Origin of the sequence: Paenarthrobacter nitroguajacolicus (genome assembly GCF_051027655.1) — a bacterium.
Lineage (GTDB): Bacteria > Actinomycetota > Actinomycetes > Actinomycetales > Micrococcaceae > Arthrobacter > Arthrobacter nitroguajacolicus.
This window is the reverse complement of sequence record NZ_CP073234.1, coordinates 3,476,515-3,498,471: the sequence shown is the minus strand read 5'-3', so window position 1 is coordinate 3,498,471 and position 21,957 is coordinate 3,476,515. Positions and strand designations below refer to the sequence as shown.

Below are 21,957 nucleotides of genomic sequence, written 5' to 3'. Positions count from 1 at the left end.
GATGTGTCTAGGACGTCTGGGCAGTGCGGATGCGGCCGCGATACGCATACCAGCCAGCTATCAGCAGCGGCGCCAGTACCAGCAACGAGGCCAGCACCCAGCGGCCGGTCTCCGAGAACCCCATGGTGACCAGGACAAAGGCCAGGAACGCGAGCGTGATGTAGGAGGTGAAAGGCGCTCCGAACAGCCGGAATGCCGGCCGGACAACTTTGCCGCTGCGGACCCATGATTGGAGCTTGATGTGGCAGAGCATGATGGTGGCCCAACCGCCGATGATGCCCACCGCCGAGATTTCAAGCACGATCTCAAAGACCTGTGACGGGACGACGGCGTTCAAACCAACGCCCACCAGGGTAATGACGGCCGTGAGCAGGATGCCGCCGTAGGGCACGCCGGACGCGCTGATCCGTCCCGTGAATTGCGGAGCCGAGCCGTTCACGGCCATGGAGCGGAGGATACGGCCGGTGGAGTAGAGGCCGGCGTTGAGGCTGGAGAGCGCCGCCGTGAGGACCACGAAGTTCATCACAGAGGCGGAGATAGCTCCAGCCTGCGGATCTCCGAGGTGCGAGAAGAACGTGACGAACGGCGATTCGCCGGATTTGTAGGACGTGAAGGGAAGCAGAAGCGAGAGCAGCAGGACGGAGCCCACATAGAAGACTCCGATGCGGATGACCACGGTGTTCACCGCTTTGGGCATCACCTTGTGGGGGTTGGCCGTTTCTCCTGCGGCGGTGCCTACGAGTTCCACCGCAGCATAGGCAAACACCACGCCGCTGATCGCCAGGAGCGGTGCCACAGCCCCCATGGGGAACATGCCGCCGTTCTCTGCAATGACGTTGAAGCCCGGAACGCCTACATCCGTTCGGCCGCCAAAGACGATAAAGCAGATCCCCACGACGAGGAAGGTCACCAACGCACCCACCTTGATCATGGCGAACCAGAACTCCATCTCGCCGAAGATCTTCACGGACACCAGATTCAGGGCGAGCACCACCACTAAGGCGATGAGCGCAATCAACCATTGCGGGATGTCGTTGATGGGTGCCCAGTATTGGCCCCAGAACTTCACATAAAGGGCAACTGCGGTGACGTCCACAATGGAGGTCATGGCCCAGTTCAGGAAGTAGAGCCAGCCGGCAGTGTATGCCATCTTCTCGCCGTAGAACTCCCGGGCGTAGGAAACGAAGGAACCGGACGTGGGGCGATACAGCACCAACTCGCCCAGTGCCCGGAGGATCAGGAAGGCAAAGAATCCGCACACGGCGTAGACCAGGATCAGAGCGGGCCCGGAACCGTTGAGGCGGCCGCCGGCACCCATGAAGAGCCCGGTACCGATCGCACCGCCGATGGCGATCATCTGGATTTGCCGGGGCTTGAGGGTTTTCCGGTAACCGGCTTCCTCTTGGGCGAAAGCGCCCGACGACGTTTCGGCGGCTAAGTCTGCCGGGGAGGGAAGGGTCTGCGTAGACGCAGGGGCGGGTATCACTTCGGGGGTCTCCTTTGACTCCGGTGCCACCTCGGGTGGCTCAATACTCCAAAACGTGGGGCCTGCCTGTTGGATAAGTGCGGCTGAAATTGGCCGCGCTGCAGGCAGTCTTCGTGGTGTTTGGGACAGTCGTTAACTCTAGGTGGCCTCCGCCGTCGACAAATTGGCTGGCGAACCAAATTCGGGGCCCGGCTCTTGTGCCGGGGGGACAACACTGGTGTTCTGGAGGGCCGGTAATGTTTCTCGCTGTGCGTGTCTGCGTACATGTACCGGCGGAGCCCCTCAATGGCGAGGGAGCGTCCTGCTGAAGTGAACTGATGAGGAGAGGAAGCGATAGCTTCGTTGAAAGCCCTGGAAATTGACGACGACGGTGTCGTCACCTTATTGAGCGATGTCCTTGAAGACCTGGGCGTCCACAACGCACGGTTGCTGTTGGCCCCGGCAGAGGACAACAGAAACGTCCGCGAAACTGTCATTGTTGACGCTGAAGACGACGATGCGATCCGCCCGGGGGCATTGGTCATGCTCATCGGCGCACGGGGACGCGCGGCGCTCCCCGCCCTTCGCAGGATTGTTGCCGACCGTCCTACGGCAGTAGCGGTGAAGGGTAACGAACGCGAGTTGGAAGCCGCAGCAGAGTTACTGCGACCCACGGGCATCGGACTGGTGGCGGTGGCTCCGGGCTTGCGGTGGGACAAATTCGAAAGCATTGCCCTGGACAGGGTCCGCGAAAACGATGTCCTCGAAAACGACGGCCGCTTCAGCGATGTGCCCGGCGAAAGCGCCACGTCAGTGCATCGGGACCTGTTCGCGATCGCCCAAACAACCGCCACGCTGACCAACGGCCATGTGGTCATCGAAGATCCAGGCAATAAGGTGCTTGCCTACTCGCCGGCGTCCAATGATGTTGATGAGCTCCGCAGGCTGTCCATCCTGGCACGGCGGGGGCCTGAAAAATACCAAAAGCTGCTCAAGGAATCAGGGGTTTACAAGCACCTGCAGGCTACTGAAGCGCCTGTTCATGTGGAAGCCAACCTCGATGCGGGTCTTCGGGAGCGCGTAGCAATCGGTATTCATGCCGGCAGCCGTGTGATGGGGTACATCTGGTTGCAGGAAGGTGCGGAACCCTTGGCGGCCAACACGGATCGCATCATGGTGGGAGCCGCCCGACACGCAGCGATCGAACTGGTCCGGCACCGCAACGAACAGTCCCAATCCATGCGCGAGGACCGGGTCTCGAGCCTCCTGAGCGGCACGGCTCAGGTGCATTCGCAGGCCCAGTCCGCAGGGATTGATCCGTCAAAACCAGCAGCGTTGGTCCTGATCTCCGCGGGCGGTTTGAGCCAGAGCGCCGCAGGCCTCCAGCTACGCAGGGGAGAACTCTCCAAAGTGGCATCAATTCACGCCGCCGCGTACAGGCCGGGCGCGGTGGTGGGGGCACTCGGGATGGAAACGGCCATCATCCTTCCCGATCTGGACCCGCTCAAATCCCTTCCTGCCATCAACAGGCTGGTCAACACGATCGTTCGTGACGCCACCACCCACCTTCACTTCCAAGTGCAGGCAGCCGTGGGTCCCATCGTTCCGCGCTTGGACGCCTTGCACGCCACCCTTGATCACGTGCGCAGCGTCCTCAAAGTCATGGAGGCGACTCCCGAAGTTCGCGTGGCCTCCTACAGCGACGTGGAAACGACAGTCCTCACCAGGGAGCTGCTGGAGCTGCTGGAATCACGCACCACCTTGCGTCATGCAGGAATCACCCGGCTGTGCAGCCGCTACCCGGAGTTCGCCCTGACCCTCCTGACGTACTTGGAGTTCTTTGGCGACGTGAACCGGTGCGCCGAGGAACTGGCCGTCCACCGCAACACAGTCCACTACAGGCTCCGCCGTGCCTGCGAAGTGGCGGGACTGGACCTGCAATCCGCAGATGAACGCCTCCTGGCGCACCTTCAGATCAGGCTCTGGACCTACGCAGGGACCAAGGGCTAGAACCGTGGACATCCAGAATCTCCTCGACGACATCGTCGGGGCTGTGCAGCCGCATGTCGGCCAGGGCAACGTTGCTGACTACATTCCCCAGCTCGGAGCCGTGGATCCCCAACAATTTGGGATTTCCGTGGCAACCCGGGAGGGCGAAGTCTATTCAGCCGGAGACGCCCACGTGGATTTCTCCATCCAAAGCATCTCCAAGGTTTTCGCGCTCGCCCTGGTGTTGGCCTTTGACGGCGACGGAATCTGGAAACGGGTCTTCCGGGAGCCCTCGGGTAACCCGTTCAACTCGCTGATCCAGCTGGAAAGCGAGGAAGGGATTCCCCGGAACCCCTTCATTAACGCGGGTGCAATCGTGGTGACGGACAGGCTCCTCAGCATCACAGGCAATGCCGCGCACGCAGTGAGGGATTTGATGCGGCAGGAGACCACCAAGGTAAGCATCGATACCGATCACCACGTTGCCGGGTCCGAACTGGCCAATAGCCACCGAAATGCCTCCTTGGCCCATTTCCTGGCGAGCTGCGGCAACCTGGAGAACCCGGTGGACGAAGTCCTGGACTCCTACGCGAAGCAGTGCGCCCTGGCCATGACGTGTGAAGACCTGGCGCTCGCAACCCGCTTCCTGGCGGCCAACGGTTTGGGAACGGACGGCACCCTTTTGCTGTCGCCGGCGCAGACCAAGAGGATCAATGCCGTCATGCTTACCTGCGGAACGTACGACGCCGCGGGCGAATTCGCTTACCGCGTGGGCCTTCCCGGGAAGAGCGGCGTGGGCGGAGGGATCGTGGCCGTGGTTCCCAACAAGTGCTCCATCAGCGTGTGGAGCCCTGGCCTGGGACGGTCCGGGAATTCCGTGGCAGGCGTGGCCGCGCTGGACGAATTCACTACGCGTACTGGCTGGTCGGTCTTTTAGGCGCATTATTGATGGATGACCCCTCAACCGGGAAAGTCCGCAAAAGCCGCACTGGCGCCGGGAACCGAGCCAACCGCCGTCGAGTTCCTGGCACGGCTCCAGGCGAGGCAATCCGACGTCGAGCAGGCCAAGTACCAGCGGTACTTCAAGACCGGCGAGGGTGACTACGGCGAGGGCGATTTCTTCATGGGTGTCCGCATGGGCGAGGTCTTCACGCTTGCCAAGGAATTCGCGGCCATGCCCCCGGCTGAGATCGAGAAGCTCCTGGATGAGGATATCCACGAGGCCCGCGCCGGAGCTGTGAAGATCATGGCGCTGCAAACGCAGAAAAAGAAGACCACGGAAGAGCGGCGCAAGGAACTGTACGAGCTGTACCTGCGCAGGCATGACCGCATTAACAACTGGGACCTGGTGGACTTGGGAGCCGGGCGGGTGGTGGGCGGTTGGCTCATGGATAAGTCGCGGGATCCGCTGTATGACCTGGCTCGTTCGGAGAATATGTGGGAGCGCCGGACGGCCATCGTCGCCACGTCGGCGTTCATCCGCGAAGGCCAATTGGATGACACGTTCGCCATCGCTGGGATCCTCCTTCATGACAAGGAAGACCTCCTCCACAAGGCGGTGGGCGGTTGGGTCCGCGATGCCGGGCGCAGCAGTCGCGAGCGTCTGCTGGCGTTCCTCGACGAACACGCAGCCACCATGCCGCGGACGGCGCTTCGTTACGCGATCGAGCACTTGGGCAAGGAACAGCGCGCCTATTACCTGACGCTAAAAGACAGTGTTTCCCCGAATTAAGCGGGGAACTATGTGACGTTGGATTACCCAGCGTTACCGGGTGTTTCCGAGCCTTTGAAGCATGTTACGGCGCAGCCCTACAGTTTTTTCATGGCAATACAGGACATTTACCCCACCGCGCTGCGGCTGCTCGGCCGCCCGGTGCTGGTGGTTGGCGGCGGCCCCGTTGCGGAGCGCCGCGCCAAGGGACTGCTCGACGCCGGTGCTAAAGTCACCGTGGTCGCTCCCGTTGCCACCGACACACTTCGCGGTCTCGCCACTGCCGGTCTCCTCACCTGGGAGCAGCGCGAGTACCGCACCTCAGACCTCGACGGCGTCTGGTTCGCTCAAACCGCCACTGGCACAGCCGCTGTGGACACCCAGGTAGCTGCCGACGCTGAGGCGCAGCGCATCTGGTGCGTCAACGCCTCGGACCACGAAGCATCAGCCGCGTGGACCCCCGCCGTTGCCGTGGTGGACGACGTCAAGATCGCCATCAACGCCGGGGGAGACCCGCGCCGTGCCATGGCCCTCCGCAACGCTGTAGCCACGGCCCTTGAAACGGGTGACCTGCCGCTCCGCCGTCATCGCAAGCCGGGAACCGATGGCACGCTCGGCTCTGTCGCTTTGGTAGGTGGCGGTCCCGGCGACTCGGGACTCATCACAGTCCGTGGTCGCCGCCTGCTGGGCCAGGCCGACGTCGTGGTTGCTGACCGTCTTGGCCCCCGCGAGCTGCTCAAGGAACTTGCCCCGGATGTCCGGGTGATCGAGGTAGGCAAGACCCCCGGCCATCATCCCGTGCCGCAGCTCGAGATCAACAAGATCCTTGTGGAGGAAGCCCTCAAGGGCAACCGGGTGGTGCGCCTCAAAGGCGGCGACCCCTACGTCTTGGGCCGCGGCGGTGAAGAAGCGGAATTCTGCCGCCAGAACGGCGTCGAGGTTGAAGTGGTGTCCGGCGTAACGTCTGCGATTTCCGTTCCGGCGGCCGCGGGTATCCCCGTGACGCACCGCGGACTGGCCAAGGGCTTCAGCGTGGTGACCGGCCACGAAGAGCTGTCCGAAGTCCCGGCACGCCCCGATCACACTGTGGTGTTGCTCATGGGAGTGGCGCAATTGCGCGATTCCGCGGCCGAGCTGGCGGGCTCGGGTCTGCCTTTGGACACACCAGTAGGTATCGTAGAGAACGGGTATTTGCCGGACCAGCGCGTCACTATCGGCACTCTGGGTACCATCGCGGACCAGGCGGAAGCCGTCGGCGTGGCCAACCCGGCGGTCATTGTGATCGGCGATGTGGTCCGTGTCAGCCCCTTTGCACCGCAGCACTTCAAGACCGCTGACTACAGCACTATTACCCCAAATCGTCCCAGCGTCCGCAGTAACTAGCCCCCGGCCCAACTAGGTAGCAGATAAGCGCGTTTTGAGCCCTCAAAACGCGCACAACTGCGACCTGGTTGGGATGACTGAACAGAAGAAGGAACACAGCCGTGTCAATTAGCACCCCCGTAGGTTCTGCGGACCGTCCGCTTCGCGTCGCCGTCATCGGCTCCGGCCCGGCCGGCGTTTACGCAGCGGACATCCTGACCAAGAGCGAGGCCGTCAAGAGCGGCGAACTCAACGTCAGCATCGACCTCTTCGACCGCTACCCGGCACCGTACGGCCTGATCCGCTACGGCGTCGCGCCGGACCACCCCCGCATCAAGGGCATCGTCAACGCCCTGCACAAGGTCCTGGACCGCGGCGACATCCGCTTCTTCGGCAACGTTGACTACGGCACGGACATCTCCATCGAGGACCTCCGCAAGCATTACGACGCCGTCATCTTCGCCACCGGCGCCATCAAGGACGCCGACCTGAATATCCCGGGCATCGAACTCGAGGGTTCCTTCGGCGGCGCCGACTTCGTCTCCTGGTACGACGGTCACCCGGACGTTCCCCGCGAATGGCCGCTTGAGGCCAAGGAAATCGCTGTCCTCGGCAATGGCAACGTGGCCCTTGACGTGGCCCGTGTTCTCTCCAAGCACGCCGATGACCTCCTGGTCACCGAAATCCCGGACAACGTTTACGCCGGCCTGAAGAACTCCCCGGTCACCGACGTTCACGTCTTCGGCCGTCGCGGCCCGGCACAGGTGAAGTTCACCCCGCTGGAACTCCGCGAACTTTCGCACTCCAAGGACGTAGACATCATCCTCTACGCCGAGGACTTCGAATTCGATGAAGAGTCCGATCGCCAGGTCCAGACGAACAACCAGACCAAGACCATGGTGGGCACGCTCACCAACTGGATCGCCGAGCAGCCCGAGGATCTTTCCGAGCTCACGGCTTCCCGCCGCCTGCACCTGCACTTCCTGCACAGCCCGGTGGAAATCGTCGACTCCCCGGAAAGCCCGGGCAAGGTTGCCGGCATCAAGTTCGAGCGCACCGAGCTTGACGGCACGGGCAACGCCCGCGGCACCGGCGAATTCATCGACTACCCGGTCCAGGCCGTGTACCGCTCCATCGGCTACTTCGGTTCGGCCCTGCCGGACGTCGAGTTCGACCACAAGAAGGGCGTCGTCACCAACGACGGCGGCCGTGTCCTGGACGCCGACGGCCAGCACGTACCCGGCCTCTACGCAACGGGTTGGATCAAGCGCGGGCCGGTTGGCCTCATCGGACACACCAAGGGCGATGCCCTCGAAACCGTCACCTACTTGTTGGAGGACCGCGAAAACCTGCCGGTCGCCGAGGTTCCCGCGGCAGACGCCGTCGTGGATCTGCTCGATGCCCGCGGCGTGAAGTTCACCAGCTGGGAAGGCTGGCTTGCCCTTGATGCACACGAGCTCGCTCTCGGCGCAGCAGCCACCGAGGCCGGCGCCTCCCACGGCGTTGAGGTCAAGCGTGAGCGCATCAAGGTTGTGCCGCGCGAGGACATGGTCAACATCTCCCGTGATGGCGTAGCCGCACAGGTCTAGTTCTTCCGGTTCTTTGCTGGCGGGGTCACTCAGCTCGAGTGGCCCCGCCCTGCTTTTAAGCTCGCTCTGTGGCGCCCGGCGGTACCCTGAGTCATGGACGTCGTCGTCATTGAAACTCCGCAGCTGGGCGACCGCAGCTACTTGGTGCATGACGGCTCAGTCGCGTTGGTGATCGACCCCCAGCGGGACATTGACCGGGTGGAGCGAGCGGCAGTAAAGGCCGGGGTCCGGATCACGCATGTGGCCGAGACGCACCTGCACAACGACTACGTCACTGGTGGGCTGGTCCTTGCTGAGAAGCATGGCGCTGATTATTTGGTGAACGCCGCTGATGAGGTCTCCTTCACACGCGTCCCTGTCACGGACGGCCAGGTTCTTCGCGTTGGCCGGCTTTCCGTTTCGGTAGTTGCGACGCCTGGCCACACCCACACACACCTTTCCTATGTGGTGCGGGATGACAGGCACGACGCCGGCACGGAGGCCGTGTTTTCCGGCGGCAGCTTGCTTTACGGTTCAGTGGGGAGAACGGACCTGGTCTCTCCGGGGGACACCGCGAAGCTGGCCCATGACCAGTACTCCTCGGTCCGGCGCCTGGTGGATTCGGCGACGCCCGAAGCGGCGCTCTACCCGACGCATGGCTTCGGCTCGTTCTGTTCCATCGGCCCGGCGAGCCATCAAGAGACCTCGACGATCAGTGAGCAAGCCGCGTCAAACCACGCCCTGACAGATCGCGACGAGGACCACTTTGTCTCGCAGTTGCTGCAGAACATCACGGCCTACCCCGCGTACTACGCCCACATGAATCCTCTGAATGCCGCTGGTCCGCACCCGGCAATCCTTGACGTCCCGGACTCCGTGGACGCAAAGGAACTGGGCCGGCGTTTGAGGGCAGGGGAGTGGGTGGTGGATCTGCGGCATCGCGTGGCCTTCGCGGAAAGCCACTTCCAGGGCAGCGTGAGTTTCGAGTACGGCCGTGGGGACAATTTCACCAGTTACCTCGGCTGGGTGATCCCGTGGAACCAGCCACTCACGCTACTGGGCCCACTCGGCGAGGTTGAAAAGGCGATCCGTGACTTGGCGAGGATCGGTATCGACAGCCCGGATGCCGCCGTCGGGCCTGAAGCCGCGGTTCTGAACGTTGGTGCGTTGGCGCCCGAGTCCCCACAGGCGAGCTACCTGCACGGGGACTGGAGCTTGTTGCTCAGGGAACGGGAACCGGCTGACGTGGTGCTGGATGTTCGCCGACCGGACGAATTTGAGGCCTCCCATGTGGTGGGTGCCTTGAACGTTCCTGTCTACGAGCTCCTCGGGAAGATCACTGAGCTGCCGGACGCGAGGATCTGGGTGCACTGTGCCACGGGATATCGGGCGAGTGTCGCGGCCAGTCTGCTGGACCGGGCCGGGCGAGAGGTGGTGCTGATCAATGCGAGATTCAGGGATGCGGCCGGGATCGGAATTGAAACCACTCAGCCGTGAAGGTGCCTGGCTAACGCGGCGCCTGGTCTGCGCAGAAATCCAGGTTCCGGTACACGCTCTGGACGGCGGCATCGGGGTCGTGTGCCTCCAATGCGTCCACCAGTTCGTCGTGGCCTTCGCGCGGGATGCCGTTGAAGCCTTCCTTGCGTTGCTGCCGGAGGAGGTCGTTGTGGAACACTCCGCCGAACGAAACGTACAGCTGATGGAGCAATGGATTCCCTGAAGCCAAGGCAACGCGTTCGTGGAATTCCCAGTCGGCACTGGCCCACGTGGGGTAGTCCTCGGCTTGCCAGGCATCGTGGCGGAGCGCGAGGAGGCGGCGCATCTCGGCCAGGTCCTCGGCGGTAGCGTGCTTGGTGGCCAATCGGGCAGCCTGGGTGTCCAGGCCGAGCCGGACCTCCACGATGTGCTCCTGAGTATGCTCCAAGTACATGCGCTGCGCCGCGCCGGACATCTCACTATTGGCCCGCACGTAGGTGCCATCCCCGCGCCGGACTTCCAGCATGCCGGAGTGGGCCAGCGCCTTGATGGCCTCGCGCAGGGTTCCCCGCGAAACACCCAAGGTGGACATGAGCTCTGGCTCGGCTGGGATTCGCTCCTGGAGCGGCCATTCACCGGACTTGATCATGTCCCGCAGCTTGGCGGTGATCTCCTCGGCAAGGGCGGGGCGATGCGAAGGGGTCAGGGTCATGCTGTCCTCGGTCCGGTCTTGGTGGCAGTGCGCTTGCTCGTGAGCAGGTGGCAGGTAACCATGAGCGCCACGGCCACGATGGACAGCAGGCTCAGCGGCAGCACCCAGCCGCCGGTGGCGCTGTGGAGCAGCCCCATGCCAAAGGGGCCTATTGCCGCAATCAAGTATCCCAGCGATTGGGCGATGGTGGAGAGCGCGGTGGTTTCCGCCGTCGAACGTCCGCTGCGGCTAATGATCACCAGGACCAGCGGGAAGATGCCCAAGCCGAAGCCGAAGAGCACTGCGGGCACAACCGCCAACGACGTCGGCAACCAGACCATTGCGGCGATGGCCAGCAAGGTGGAGCTGCTGGCGAGATACAGTGCGGGGCGGAGCATGCGGGGGCGGGAGCCGAAGGCGAGCAGGATCATGCCGGCAGCGACGGAGACCAACTGCATCACGCCGAACTGCAGGCCGCTTTCGGAGGCGCTGAGGCCTTGCGAAGTCAGGATGTAGGCGAACCAGCTCATTACTGCGTAGGCAAGGAACGCCTGGAAGGTGAAGATCGCCGTAATCAGGATGCCGAGGCGGGTACGCAGCAACGGCCACATGGACACCCGCGGACGGTCCGTTTTGGTGGAGTTGCGGTGGGTGTGGAGGACAACCGGCAGGAAGCCCAGCAGGGCCGCGACGCCAAGGATTCCCCAAGCGGCCAGGCCCATGGACGGCGAGCCGAGTTCCTGAGCCAAAGGCACGCTTACGGCTGCAGCGAAGGTAGCGCCCCCGGACATGGTGAAGGTGTAGAGGCCCGTCATCATGGAGGTGCGCTCTGAGTAGTGCTCACGGATGAACGACGGCATGGCCACGTTGCATACGGCCAGGCCGGACATCGCCAGGACGGTGCCTCCGAGGAGCGCGCCCGTTACCGGAACGCCACGCACCAGCAAACCGCCGGCCAGCAGGGCCAAGGCGATGGCGATGGCCTTCTCGACACCCACACGCCGGGTCAGCCAGGACGTTCCCATGCCCGCAACCGCAAAACACAGCAGCGGGATGGAAGGCAGAATGGACGCCACCAGGGCGCCGTAACCCAACACCTGCTGCAGGTCGTGGAACAGGGCAGCGGCGCTGGTGATGCCCGCGCGCAGGTTCAGGCCGATGAGCACCACCGCAATAATGCCGACGACGGCGACGACGCGCGTCTTGGGGACTGCGGAACTTGCCGAAAGCGCAGGGGCAGCTTGGGCAGGGCTCACAGTAGGGATGTTTCCGGTGCTGGGGGTGAGAGGAGTCGTCGCGGCCATATCTAAAGGTTAGACGTTTGACGTCTAATGTCTAGGGTTTTGTGGCGAAGCTCTCCGTGCGGGCTTTCAGGAGGCCTAGCGAGGGTTGCGCGAGCCCAGGCGCTGGACTGCCAAGGCCAGCCACAGCTGCACGCGGTCCTGCGTTTGGGAGGGGTCGTAACCCGTCAATTCGGTGATCTGTGCCAGGCGGTAGCGCACAGTGTTGCGGTGCAGGGTGAGGGCTTCGGCCACAGCTGCTACTGAGCCGTTGTGGTTGAGGTAGCTCTCCAGTGTGGCCACCAGCTCGGCCCCGTGGGCGGCGTCGAACTTCCGCAGCGGCGTGAGGGACTCGCTGGCCATATCCGCCAACGGAACATCCTCGCTGGCTAGCAGCAGGGATGTCAGGCTCAGGCGCTCCGGCTCGTTGACCGGCAAGCCGTGCGCTACGGCGTCGCGCGCTTCAAAGTAGCTCCAACGCAGGCCGTTCGGCTTCGTGTAGGCGCCGCCGATACCGATGACTGCGTGGATGCCGGCTTCCTGCAAGTGATCGCTAAGGCTCTTGGCCAAAGCGGTGGCCGAACTGCCATCGTCGCTGATGACAGTGACAAGGTCCTTCCCGACGACGGCGCTGACGCCGGCTTCCAGCGCCTGAGGCAGGGAGATGCTGATCAAGTGTTTGTGGTGTGCCGTGGACTCTGCCACGAGCACAACGTTCTTCCGGGTGCTGTTGATGCCGACGCCTGCCAGGCGCCGGGCGGCCTCGATGCTCTCAAGAGTGCCGTGGATGACGTCGTCCAAGACCTGACCGGCCATGGCGCGCTGGGCTTGGCGCTGCTTGACCATGTTGTTGAGCTCCACGCTGATCAGGTTTTGCGCGTAGCTGACGATGCCGGAGTCGACGAACGGCTGCCGCAACCAGAGCGTGCAGGCATCCCTGCGGCCGGTGGGAATCGGATACGAAGCCCAGCCATCCGCCGTCGGGGCCGGTTTCCCCGCCACGCTGTTGTAGAGCTGCGCGCTGAACTGGGTGAGCACCACATCAGTGCGGAGCATGCTGCCCAGTTGCTTGAGAAGTTCGTTTAGGCCTCCGCCGGTGAGGAGGGAGCGTGCCAGGATCTGGTGTCCGGCGAGGAGTCGTTCCAAGTTGGAATAATGGTCGGCAGAGTGCGATTCCGCCACGAGTTTGCCGATCGCGATGAAGGGGATCTCGTAGGGGACTTCCACCAGGGGCAAGCCCCAGCGGTTGGCTTCCGCGATGAGTGCTTCCGGGACGGACTCGTGGGTGAGGCCGATGCCAAAACCGATCCCGACGGCACCAGCGCGTTGGGCCTGGCGGACGAATCGTCGCTGGTCGGCGGCGCTCTTGAGGCGCAGGCCGGTGGTGAGGACCAGCTCTCCGCCGCTGAGGAAACGCTGGGGGTCTTCCAGTTCCGTCACCGCAACCCAACTGATGTCCTGGTTCCACGTGGTTTCGGCAAGGCCGGCTTGGCGGAGTTTCAGGGAGGGGACAGCGACGAGCGAAGCGAGGGACATTGCCATGCTTTCAAGCGTAACCCGGCACTGGGCAAGCGCACTAAGCGGGGGGTCCTTGTGTGTGCAGCTGGCTATTCCTTGGACCCCCTCCCTGGCATAGGCTCTGATCAGCTAAACCCATGCCCAGACTCCGAAAGAGGGTTGCACACCGTGGTTCAAACCTTGCAGAACTTCATCAACGGCGAATTCGTTACGCCGGCAGGTACGGGTCTCCTGGACATCGTGAACCCCGCCACCGGGGAAATCGTTGCCAAGTCGCCCATTTCGGTTCAGGCCGATGTGGACGCCGCCATGACCGCGGCCAACCAGGCTTTCAAGTCGTGGAAGAAGGCCACTCCCGGCCAGCGCCAGCTGATGCTCCTCAAGCTCGCAGACGCCGTCGAGGCCAATAGCGATGAACTCGTGGAAGCCCAGCACCGCAACACCGGTCAGGTCCGTTCCCTGATCGCCTCCGAGGAAGTTGCCGCAGGTGCTGACCAGCTCCGCTTCTTCGCCGGTGCAGCGCGCATCATCGAAGGCAAGTCCGCAGGCGAATACTTCGAGGGCCACACCTCCTACGTACGTCGCGAACCGATCGGCGTCGTAGCCCAGGTTGCTCCGTGGAACTACCCGTTCCTCATGGCCATCTGGAAGATCGGCCCCGCCCTGGCCGCAGGCAACACAATTGTCCTGAAGCCTTCCGACACCACCCCTGAGTCAACCTTGGTGCTGGCACGCCTGGCCGGCGAGATCTTCCCGGCCGGTGTCCTCAACGTTGTCCTGGGCACCGGCGAAACCGGCGCCATGATGGTTGACCACAAGGTCCCCGGCCTGGTGTCCATCACGGGCTCCGTCCGCGCCGGCATTGCTGTGGCAAGCGGCGCTGCCAAGGGCCTCAAGCGGGCCCACCTGGAACTTGGCGGCAAGGCTCCGGCCATCGTCTTCAAGGATGCCGACATCAAGAAGAGTGCCGCGGCCATCGCCGAGTTCGCGTTCTTCAACGCAGGCCAGGACTGCACGGCCATCACCCGCGTGTTGGTGGAGGACTCCGTCCACGACGACGTCGTGGCAGCGATGGTGGAGCACACCAAGACCCTTCACACGGGTTCGCAGAACGACGAAGACAACTACTTCGGCCCGCTCAACAACGTGAACCACTTCAACGCTGTGACCTCCGTGGTGGAGAACCTCCCGGCGAACTGCAAGATCGAAACCGGTGGCCACCGCGCAGGCGAGAAGGGCTTCTTCTTCGAGCCCACCATCATCTCCGGCGCCAAGCAGACTGACGACATTGTGCAGAAGGAAACCTTCGGCCCGGTCATCACCGTCCAGAAGTTCAGCACCGAAGAAGAAGCGCTCGAACTGGCCAACGACGTCGAATACGCCTTGGCTTCCAGCGTCTGGACCACCGACCACGGCACGGCCATGCGCATGAGCCGCGACCTGGACTTCGGTGCGGTCTGGATCAACACCCACATCCTCCTGACGGCAGAGATGCCGCACGGCGGCTTCAAGCAGTCCGGCTACGGCAAGGACCTCTCCATGTACGGCGTTGAGGACTACACGCGCATCAAGCACGTGATGTCTGCGCTCGACGCGTAACCCGTACCTTCACCAGAGCTTCCCAGAAAGGCAACCACCTCATGACCACCACCGCGAACGAACTCTCGTACCGCATCGAGCAGAAGCGCAACATCAACGGCGCCTTCCCCGGCCCCAAGTCGCAGGCACTGGCCGAGCGTCGCGCCGCCGTCGTTGCTGCAGGAGTCGCCTCGGGCGTCCCCGTTTACGTTGAAGACGCCGATGGCGGCATCATCCGCGACGTCGACGGCAACTCCTTCATTGACCTCGGTTCCGGCATCGCCGTGACCAGCGTCGGCGCGTCCGACCCCGCCGTCGTCGCCGCTGTCCAGGAAGCTGCTGCGCACTTCACGCACACCTGCTTCATGGTCACCCCGTACGAGGGCTACGTTGCAGTTGCCGAGCAGCTCAACCGCCTCACCCCGGGCGACCACGCCAAGCGCACCGTGCTGTTCAACTCCGGCGCTGAAGCCGTAGAGAACGCCGTCAAGGTTGCACGCCTGGCCACCGGCCGCGACGCCGTGGTTGCTTTCGACCACGCCTACCACGGCCGCACCAACCTGACCATGGCACTGACCGCAAAGGCGATGCCGTACAAGACCAACTTCGGCCCGTTCGCGCCCGAGGTCTACCGCATGCCCATGAGCTACCCGTTCCGTGAAGAGAACCCGGAAATCACCGGTGCCGAGGCCGCCAAGCGCGCCATCACCATGATTGAGAAGCAGATCGGTGGCGACCAGGTCGCCGCGATCATCATCGAGCCCATCCAGGGCGAGGGCGGCTTCATCGTTCCGGCCGAAGGCTTCCTGCCGGCACTGTCCGCATGGGCCAAGGAAAAGGGCATCGTCTTCATCGCTGACGAGGTCCAGTCCGGTTTCTGCCGCACGGGCGAATGGTTCGCTGTTGACCACGAAGGTGTTGTCCCGGACATCATCACCATGGCCAAGGGCATTGCCGGCGGCCTCCCGCTGTCCGCTATCACCGGCCGCGCAGACCTGCTCGACGCCGTCCACCCGGGCGGCCTCGGCGGCACCTACGGTGGCAACCCGGTTGCTTGCGCCGCAGCACTCGCAGCCATCGACACCATGGAACAGCACGACCTCAACGGCCGCGCACGCCACATCGAAGAGCTCGCCCTGGGCAAGCTCCGCGAACTGGCAGCCGAAGTTTCCGTGGTTGGCGACATCCGCGGCCGCGGGGCCATGCTGGCCATCGAGCTCGTCCAGCCCGGTTCCAAGGAGCCGAACGCTGAGCTCACCAAGGCTGTTGCTGCCGCTTGCCTCAAGGAAGGCGTCGTCATCCTGACCTGTGGCACCTACGGCAACGTGATCCGCCTGCTCCCGCCGCTGGTCATCAGCGACGAACTGCTCATTGACGGCCTCGAGGTCCTCGCAGCAGCCATCAAGGCTCACGCGTAAGACTTCACGCTTGTTGGAGGAGGGCCGGGGACACCCCCGGCCCTCCTCCTGCGTTTAAGCGGTGCACCGCCGAGTTCGCGGGAATGCGCCGAGTTCGCTGGAGCGTTCCCGCGTTCTGGCAGCGTTCCGGCGTTCTCGGTGTTCCCGCCCGAGCTACGAGCCTCGCGGTTGTTCGGCAGTACCGAACAAGGGCAGGAATGGGGGGCCTACGAGCCAGCAGCCGCCAGCCGGGCCCTCTTCTTCAGCACCGAGTTTTTCCGAGTGGTGCGAAGCATGTCGATGGTCAGCAGCACCAGCGCCAACCACACCACGCAGAAACCGATCCAGCGGGCAGTGGTCATGGTCTCGTTGAACACGGTCAGCGCCACCACGAATTGGAGGACCGGCGCGAAGTACTGCAGCAGGCCGATGGTGGTCATGGGAAGACGGCGGGCTGAGGCGCCGAAGAACAGGAGGGGTACGGCCGTGATGACACCGGAAGCCACCAGCAGCCAGAAGTGGCCCGCGCCCAGCGTGGTAAGGGTTTCGACGCCGGTTACCGAGAGGACAACCATGGTGATGGCTGCAAAGGGAGCCAGGACCACCGTTTCCACGCTGAGGCTCGTGAGTGCGTCCACCTTGGGCCCGACACGCTTTTTCACGAAGCCATAGAGCCCAAAGCTGAAGGCCAGGATCAGGGCAATCCACGGGAGCTGTCCGTAGGAGAATGTCAGGACGCCCACGGCCACGAAGCCGATGCCCACAGCTGCCCACTGCAGGGGACGCAGCTTTTCTTTGAGGACGAAAACGCCGAGCAAAACCGAGACCAACGGGTTGATGAAGTAGCCCAGGGACGTCTCAACGGCGTGGCCCGTGGTGACCCCGAAAGTGTAGGTGAGCCAGTTGATGGCAATCAGAACTGCCGCCAGGGCCAAAGGACCGAAAACGCTGCTGTCCTTCACCGCCGCCCAGAATGTTTTCCAAGCGCGCGTGATGGTGATGAGCAGTGCACAGAAGAGCAAGGACCAAACGATCCGGTTGGCCACGATCTCGATTGCGCTGGCCGGCATGAGGACGAAGAAGTACAGCGGAAGCAGGCCCCATAGACCGTAAGCGCCAATGCCGAACAGGATTCCCGCCGTCGACTCGCTCCGCACAGGCTTGCGGCCGGTTTTAGCGGAACCGCCGGTACCTCCACCGCCGCCCCCGACTGTCGTCGTCGTTGGCTGGTTTGAAGAGCGAGAGTTGGCAGCTATCTGTTCCGGAGTCGACACATTGTCGCCAACACCGCCTGCACGGGCAATATTCCGCAATCTTTATCAATTTCTGTGACTCCTGCCATAAAGGCGGTCCGGCGTAGGGTCGACATCTAGAATTGGAATCTGCGCGCCCCAACAACGGCGTGGCTCACTGCTTCGGAAGGGTAACGGTGTCCAACTCAGCCGCAACAACCCCCAATCGTCCGCTTCGCGTTGCGATCGTTGGTGCAGGACCCGCAGGCGTGTACGCCGCGGACATCCTGACGAAATCGAACGAGGTCAAAGACGGGCATGTGGAGGTCAGCATCGATCTCTTCGAGGCATATCCGGCGCCGTACGGCCTGATCCGCTACGGCGTGGCGCCGGATCACCCGCGGATCAAGGGCATCGTGAACGCGCTGCACAAGGTATTGGACCGCGGCGATATTCGCTTCCTCGGCAACGTGACCTACGGCAAGGACCTCACTCTCCACGATTTCCGTGCGTTCTACGACGCCGTGATCTTCTCCACGGGTGCCATCAAAGACGCCGATTTGAGGATCCCCGGCGTCGAACTGGAGGGCTCCTTCGGCGGAGCCGACTTCGTCTCGTGGTACGACGGCCACCCGGACGTTCCCCGGGACTGGCCCCTGGATGCCAAGGAAATCGCCGTGATCGGCAACGGCAACGTGGCCTTGGATGTGGCCCGCATGCTGGCCAAGCATCCCGAGGAACTCCTGGTTACGGAGATCCCGGACAACGTCTACGCGGGGCTCAAGCAGTCGCCGGTCACCGACGTTCACGTCTTCGGCCGCCGTGGCCCGGCCCAGGTGAAGTTCACGCCGTTGGAGCTGCGCGAGTTGTCCCACTGCAAGGACGTGGACATCGTCCTGTACCCGGAGGACTTCGAGTTCGACGAAGCCTCGGATGAAGCCATCAGGACAAACAACCAGATCAAGACCATGGTCAACACCATGACCAACTGGCTGGTGGAGGAGCACGCAGAATCGGAACAGCCGTCATCGCGGCGCCTGCACCTGCACTTCCTGCACAGTCCCATAGAGATCCTCGACTCGCCTGAGACGCCCGGCAAGGTCTCGGGCATCAAATTCGAGCGCATGCAATTGGATGGAACCGGCAACGTCAAGGGCACCGGCGAGTTCATTGAATACCCGGTCCAATCCGTCTACCGCGCCATCGGCTACCACGGTTCCCCGCTGGAGGAACTTGAGTACGACGCCCGCCGGGGCGTCATACCGAACGACGGCGGTCGCGTCCTGGACGCCGACGGCAAGCCCGTGCCGGGAATTTACGCCACCGGCTGGATCAAGCGCGGACCGGTGGGGCTGATCGGCCATACCAAGGGTGATGCCCTGGAGACCATCGGCTTCCTCCTCGAGGACAGGCTGAACCTGCCCCCTGCTGAGAACCCGGATCCGCAGGCCATCATCGACCTCCTTGAGGAACGCGGCGTCGAATACACCACGTGGGAGGGCTGGAACAGGCTTGATGCCCACGAAGCCGCGCTTGGTGCTGAGTGGACTGCCGGTGAAGGTAACGGCGTGGTCCGCGAGCGCATCAAGGTTGTTCCGCGCGAGGAAATGATCCGGATCTCCCGCGGCTGACATTCGTCTTCACCCGAACTAGACTTCACGGTACTGTCCCGCCCACCACACGTGCAGCGCACTGTCATTGCGGACTACCAGGGAGTTCGATGAGGAATCCAGTTCATCCGCCGGTTCCAGGCAGCGATGCCGCGGAGCTGTTGCAGAAGCGTGCTCTTACCGGCCACGAGCGTCTGGACTCCTTGCGTCTCGGGATGCCCGAGGACATCGTCGGGTTGCGCCGCTTGGTACGGGAATCCTGGCAACGCTCGGCAACTCTGCAGGCCAACCCGGACGTCGCGGAGGCTCCCCTCGCAATGGATGGAGATGAGCTTGAGGAGTACCGCAGGCAGCACCCCTTGGCGACGATCATGCCCGTGATCAAGAAGCTTTTGGTTCAGCCCAGCCATGACAGCGGCCTGCTGGTGGCAGTGGGTGACGACGTCGGGCGGCTCCTGTGGGTGGATGGGGATCCCGTGATGCAGCGCCGGGCTGAGGGCATGATGTTCGTGGCCGGCGCCGACTGGTCCGAAGCTTCCGTGGGCACCAGCGCACCCGGGACTGCGCTGGCTCTGGACCGCAGCATCCAGATTTCCGGGGCGGAACACTTCAAACGCTCGGTCCATCCTTGGAGCTGCACGGCTGTTCCCTTCCACGACCCCGATTCCGGCGCTGTGCTGGGCGTTGTGGATATCACGGGCACGGAAACCGCCGTCGCCGCGCATACTCTTTCGTTGGTGGAGGCTACCGTTGCCGCCGCCCAGGCTCAGCTCCGTATTGAACGACTGACGCTCGCCGGCGCCGTCAAGGACAAACCCCGACGCCGGAGCGCGGCTGCCGCCTCCGGCCACGCGCTCTACCGGAACAGCCTCCAGCTGCTGGGTCGTGACCAAGCCCTGCTCAGCATCAACGGACGGACGGTTTCCCTATCTGCCCGGCACAGCGAGATCCTTGCCATCCTGAGTAACCACCCCGCCGGGCTCAGCGCTGAAGACCTGTGCAACCAGCTGTATCCCGGGGATGGTTCTGCCGTGACGCTTCGCGCGGAAATGGTGCGGCTCCGGAAGGTCATGCAGGAACTCAGCCCGGAGGCGGTCCCGGAATCCCGTCCTTACCGCCTGCCGGTTGAGTTGTTGCCCGACTCCGGCCAGGTCCTCAGTTGCCTCCAGCGCGGTGCCCACCGCATCGCCCTGGAAATCTACAAAGGCGGGCTCTTGCCACGCTCGGTGGCGCCCGGCGTCGTGCAGTTGCGCGAACGGGTCTCGCACCTGCTGCGCGAGGCGCTGCTCAGCGACGGCAGCGTTGACTCGCTCCTCAAGTACGCTGAGCTGCCCGAGGCGAAGTACGACGTCGACCTCCGCCTTGCCGTCCTGAAGCTGCTGCCGCCGCGCTCACCCAAGCGGGCCGCCGTCGTGGCCGACCTTGAACGGATCGAAACGGAAATGACAGAGTGAGCTGACTCACATGGTTGCAACGTAGCTGCAACCTCCCTGCTCCTAGGCTCGGATCAATGGCGACAGCCACCGTGATTCGCAGCAAAGGAGCTAGCAATGACTGTTTATGCACAGCCGGGTGCCGAGGGTTCGAAGGTCACCTTCAAGGACCGCTACGAGAACTGGATCGGCGGCGAATGGGTTGCCCCGGTCAAGGGCGCCTACTTCGAGAACATCACCCCCGTCACGGGCAAAGCCTTCTGCGAAGTTGCCCGTGGTACCTCGGAGGACATCGAGCTGGCGCTGGACGCCGCCCACAAGGTTGCACCCTCCTGGGGCAAGACGTCGGCCACCGAACGCGCGGCCATCCTGAACAAGATCGCAGACCGCATCGACGAGAACGTGGAGCTTCTCGCGGTGGCGGAAACGTGGGACAACGGCAAGCCCGTCCGCGAAACCCTGAACGCCGATATCCCGTTGGCTGCCGACCACTTCCGTTACTTCGCCTCCGCAGTCCGCGCGCAGGAAGGTCATCTCTCCCAGCTGGACGAGGACACCACGGCCTACCACTTCAAGGAACCGTTGGGCGTCGTCGGTCAGATCATCCCGTGGAACTTCCCCATCCTCATGGCCGTGTGGAAGCTGGCACCGGCGCTCGCCGCCGGCAACGCCGTGGTTCTCAAGCCCGCCGAGCAGACGCCCACGTCCATCCTGGTCCTCATGGAACTCATCGGAGACCTCATACCGGCAGGTGTGGTGAACGTCGTCAACGGCTTCGGTGTAGAGGCCGGAAAGCCTCTCGCTTCCAGCTCCCGGATCCGTAAGATCGCCTTCACGGGTGAGACCACCACCGGCCGCCTCATCAGTCAGTACGCATCCAACAACCTCATCCCCGTCACCCTGGAACTCGGCGGCAAGAGCCCGAACATCTTCTTCGATGACGTCGCCGCCCAGAACGATGCTTTCTACGACAAGGCCCAGGAAGGCTTCACACTCTTTGCCTTCAACCAGGGCGAGGTCTGCACCTGCCCGTCCCGTGCACTGGTCCAGGAAGGCATCTACGACTCCTTCATGACTGATGTCGTGGCCCGGACCAACAAGATCATCCAGGGAAACCCGCTGGACACCGACACCCAGGTAGGTGCCCAGGCCTCGAATGACCAGCTGGAGAAGATCCTGTCCTACATCGACATCGGAAAGCAGGAAGGTGCCAAGGTCCTCACCGGTGGTGCCCGGGCCGAGCTGTCCGGTGACCTGGCAGGTGGCTACTACGTCCAGCCCACCATTTTCGAAGGCCACAACCGGATGCGCATCTTCCAGGAGGAGATCTTCGGTCCGGTGGTGTCCGTGACCAAGTTCAGTGACTACAACGACGCCATCGGAATCGCCAACGACACCCTCTATGGGCTGGGTGCCGGAGTCTGGTCGCGTAACGGAAATGTCGCCTACCGCGCGGGCCGGGAAATCCAGGCCGGCCGTGTGTGGGTCAACAACTACCACGCCTACCCGGCAGGTGCCGCCTTCGGTGGCTACAAGTCCTCAGGTATTGGCCGTGAGAACCACGCCATGATGCTGGACCACTACCAGCAGACCAAGAACCTCCTGGTCAGCTACAACGAGAACAAGCTCGGCTTCTTCTAAACCGTC

The 21,957-nt window shown here is 63.3% G+C and carries 16 protein-coding genes; 11 read left to right on the top strand and 5 right to left on the bottom strand.

Annotation, left to right across the window (positions count from 1 at the left end; all coding sequences use genetic code 11):
- Positions 1-7 precede the first annotated feature (7 nt).
- Positions 8-1,486, bottom strand: coding sequence for an amino acid permease (locus KCX59_RS16590; RefSeq protein ID WP_179019584.1), 1,479 nt, complete (start codon positions 1,484-1,486; stop codon positions 8-10).
- A gap of 342 nt (positions 1,487-1,828) precedes the next feature.
- Between KCX59_RS16590 and KCX59_RS16585 the strand changes: the two genes are divergently transcribed.
- From KCX59_RS16585 to KCX59_RS16560, 6 genes are all read left to right on the top strand, one after another.
- Positions 1,829-3,475 (top strand): PucR family transcriptional regulator, encoded by a 1,647-nt coding sequence (locus KCX59_RS16585; protein WP_091469209.1) that lies wholly within the window; start codon positions 1,829-1,831, stop codon positions 3,473-3,475.
- A 4-nt stretch (positions 3,476-3,479) separates the two neighbouring features.
- The gene (locus KCX59_RS16580; protein WP_091469207.1) at positions 3,480-4,391 is read left to right on the top strand and encodes a glutaminase; all 912 of its coding nucleotides are present in this window, start codon (positions 3,480-3,482) and stop codon (positions 4,389-4,391) included.
- 15 nt (positions 4,392-4,406) lie between these two features.
- On the top strand, positions 4,407-5,186 hold the full coding sequence (locus tag KCX59_RS16575; RefSeq protein ID WP_178997360.1) for a DNA alkylation repair protein: 780 nt from the start codon (positions 4,407-4,409) through the stop codon (positions 5,184-5,186).
- A 90-nt stretch (positions 5,187-5,276) separates the two neighbouring features.
- Positions 5,277-6,548 (top strand): uroporphyrinogen-III C-methyltransferase, encoded by a 1,272-nt coding sequence (gene cobA / locus KCX59_RS16570; protein ID WP_179019586.1) that lies wholly within the window; start codon positions 5,277-5,279, stop codon positions 6,546-6,548.
- Between the two features lie 101 nt (positions 6,549-6,649).
- Positions 6,650-8,116, top strand: a complete 1,467-nt coding sequence (locus KCX59_RS16565) for an FAD-dependent oxidoreductase (protein WP_179019588.1) — start codon at positions 6,650-6,652, stop codon at positions 8,114-8,116.
- 93 nt (positions 8,117-8,209) lie between these two features.
- Positions 8,210-9,592: an MBL fold metallo-hydrolase gene (locus KCX59_RS16560; RefSeq protein WP_179019590.1), complete on the top strand. Its 1,383-nt coding sequence runs from the start codon at positions 8,210-8,212 to the stop codon at positions 9,590-9,592.
- 10 nt (positions 9,593-9,602) lie between these two features.
- On the opposite strand, the gene KCX59_RS16555 is transcribed toward KCX59_RS16560, so the two are convergent.
- From KCX59_RS16555 to KCX59_RS16545, 3 genes are all read right to left on the bottom strand, one after another.
- Positions 9,603-10,283 (bottom strand): FadR/GntR family transcriptional regulator, encoded by a 681-nt coding sequence (locus tag KCX59_RS16555; RefSeq protein ID WP_091469195.1) that lies wholly within the window; start codon positions 10,281-10,283, stop codon positions 9,603-9,605.
- Positions 10,280-11,566 (bottom strand): MFS transporter, encoded by a 1,287-nt coding sequence (locus tag KCX59_RS16550; RefSeq protein ID WP_091469192.1) that lies wholly within the window; start codon positions 11,564-11,566, stop codon positions 10,280-10,282. The genes KCX59_RS16555 and KCX59_RS16550 overlap by 4 nt, the downstream gene beginning before the upstream one ends.
- A gap of 75 nt (positions 11,567-11,641) precedes the next feature.
- Positions 11,642-13,084 carry a PucR family transcriptional regulator gene (locus KCX59_RS16545; RefSeq protein ID WP_179019592.1) on the bottom strand — a complete coding sequence of 481 codons (1,443 nt, stop codon included), beginning with the start codon at positions 13,082-13,084 and terminating at the stop codon, positions 11,642-11,644.
- A gap of 144 nt (positions 13,085-13,228) precedes the next feature.
- Here KCX59_RS16545 and KCX59_RS16540 point away from each other — a divergent pair, with 144 nt between their 5' ends.
- Together KCX59_RS16540 and gabT are read left to right on the top strand one after the other, a co-directional pair.
- Positions 13,229-14,659 (top strand): gamma-aminobutyraldehyde dehydrogenase, encoded by a 1,431-nt coding sequence (locus KCX59_RS16540; RefSeq protein ID WP_091469655.1) that lies wholly within the window; start codon positions 13,229-13,231, stop codon positions 14,657-14,659.
- Between the two features lie 41 nt (positions 14,660-14,700).
- Positions 14,701-16,056, top strand: coding sequence for a 4-aminobutyrate--2-oxoglutarate transaminase (gene gabT, locus KCX59_RS16535; RefSeq protein WP_017197131.1), 1,356 nt, complete (start codon positions 14,701-14,703; stop codon positions 16,054-16,056).
- A gap of 206 nt (positions 16,057-16,262) precedes the next feature.
- On the opposite strand, the gene rarD is transcribed toward gabT, so the two are convergent.
- A complete protein-coding gene (gene rarD, locus KCX59_RS16530; RefSeq protein WP_179019594.1) occupies positions 16,263-17,348 on the bottom strand; it encodes an EamA family transporter RarD in 1,086 nt (361 codons plus the stop codon).
- A 116-nt stretch (positions 17,349-17,464) separates the two neighbouring features.
- Here rarD and KCX59_RS16525 point away from each other — a divergent pair, with 116 nt between their 5' ends.
- From KCX59_RS16525 to exaC, 3 genes are all read left to right on the top strand, one after another.
- A complete protein-coding gene (locus KCX59_RS16525) occupies positions 17,465-18,898 on the top strand; it encodes an FAD-dependent oxidoreductase (RefSeq protein ID WP_179019596.1) in 1,434 nt (477 codons plus the stop codon).
- An 89-nt stretch (positions 18,899-18,987) separates the two neighbouring features.
- The gene (locus tag KCX59_RS16520; RefSeq protein WP_179019598.1) at positions 18,988-20,331 is read left to right on the top strand and encodes a GAF domain-containing protein; all 1,344 of its coding nucleotides are present in this window, start codon (positions 18,988-18,990) and stop codon (positions 20,329-20,331) included.
- 96 nt (positions 20,332-20,427) lie between these two features.
- The gene (exaC, locus tag KCX59_RS16515) at positions 20,428-21,951 is read left to right on the top strand and encodes an acetaldehyde dehydrogenase ExaC (protein WP_179019600.1); all 1,524 of its coding nucleotides are present in this window, start codon (positions 20,428-20,430) and stop codon (positions 21,949-21,951) included.
- The last annotated feature ends 6 nt before the right edge of the window (positions 21,952-21,957 follow it).

Coding starts and splice junctions, on each gene's coding strand:
- KCX59_RS16575 (WP_178997360.1), top strand. CDS start 4,407: ATGACCCCTCAACCGGGAAAGTCCGCAAAAGCCGCACTGGCGCCGGGA.
- cobA (WP_179019586.1), top strand. CDS start 5,277: ATGGCAATACAGGACATTTACCCCACCGCGCTGCGGCTGCTCGGCCGC.
- KCX59_RS16560 (WP_179019590.1), top strand. CDS start 8,210: ATGGACGTCGTCGTCATTGAAACTCCGCAGCTGGGCGACCGCAGCTAC.
- KCX59_RS16555 (WP_091469195.1), bottom strand. CDS start 10,283: ATGACCCTGACCCCTTCGCATCGCCCCGCCCTTGCCGAGGAGATCACC.
- KCX59_RS16550 (WP_091469192.1), bottom strand. CDS start 11,566: ATGGCCGCGACGACTCCTCTCACCCCCAGCACCGGAAACATCCCTACT.
- KCX59_RS16545 (WP_179019592.1), bottom strand. CDS start 13,084: ATGGCAATGTCCCTCGCTTCGCTCGTCGCTGTCCCCTCCCTGAAACTC.
- gabT (WP_017197131.1), top strand. CDS start 14,701: ATGACCACCACCGCGAACGAACTCTCGTACCGCATCGAGCAGAAGCGC.
- KCX59_RS16520 (WP_179019598.1), top strand. CDS start 18,988: ATGAGGAATCCAGTTCATCCGCCGGTTCCAGGCAGCGATGCCGCGGAG.
- exaC (WP_179019600.1), top strand. CDS start 20,428: ATGACTGTTTATGCACAGCCGGGTGCCGAGGGTTCGAAGGTCACCTTC.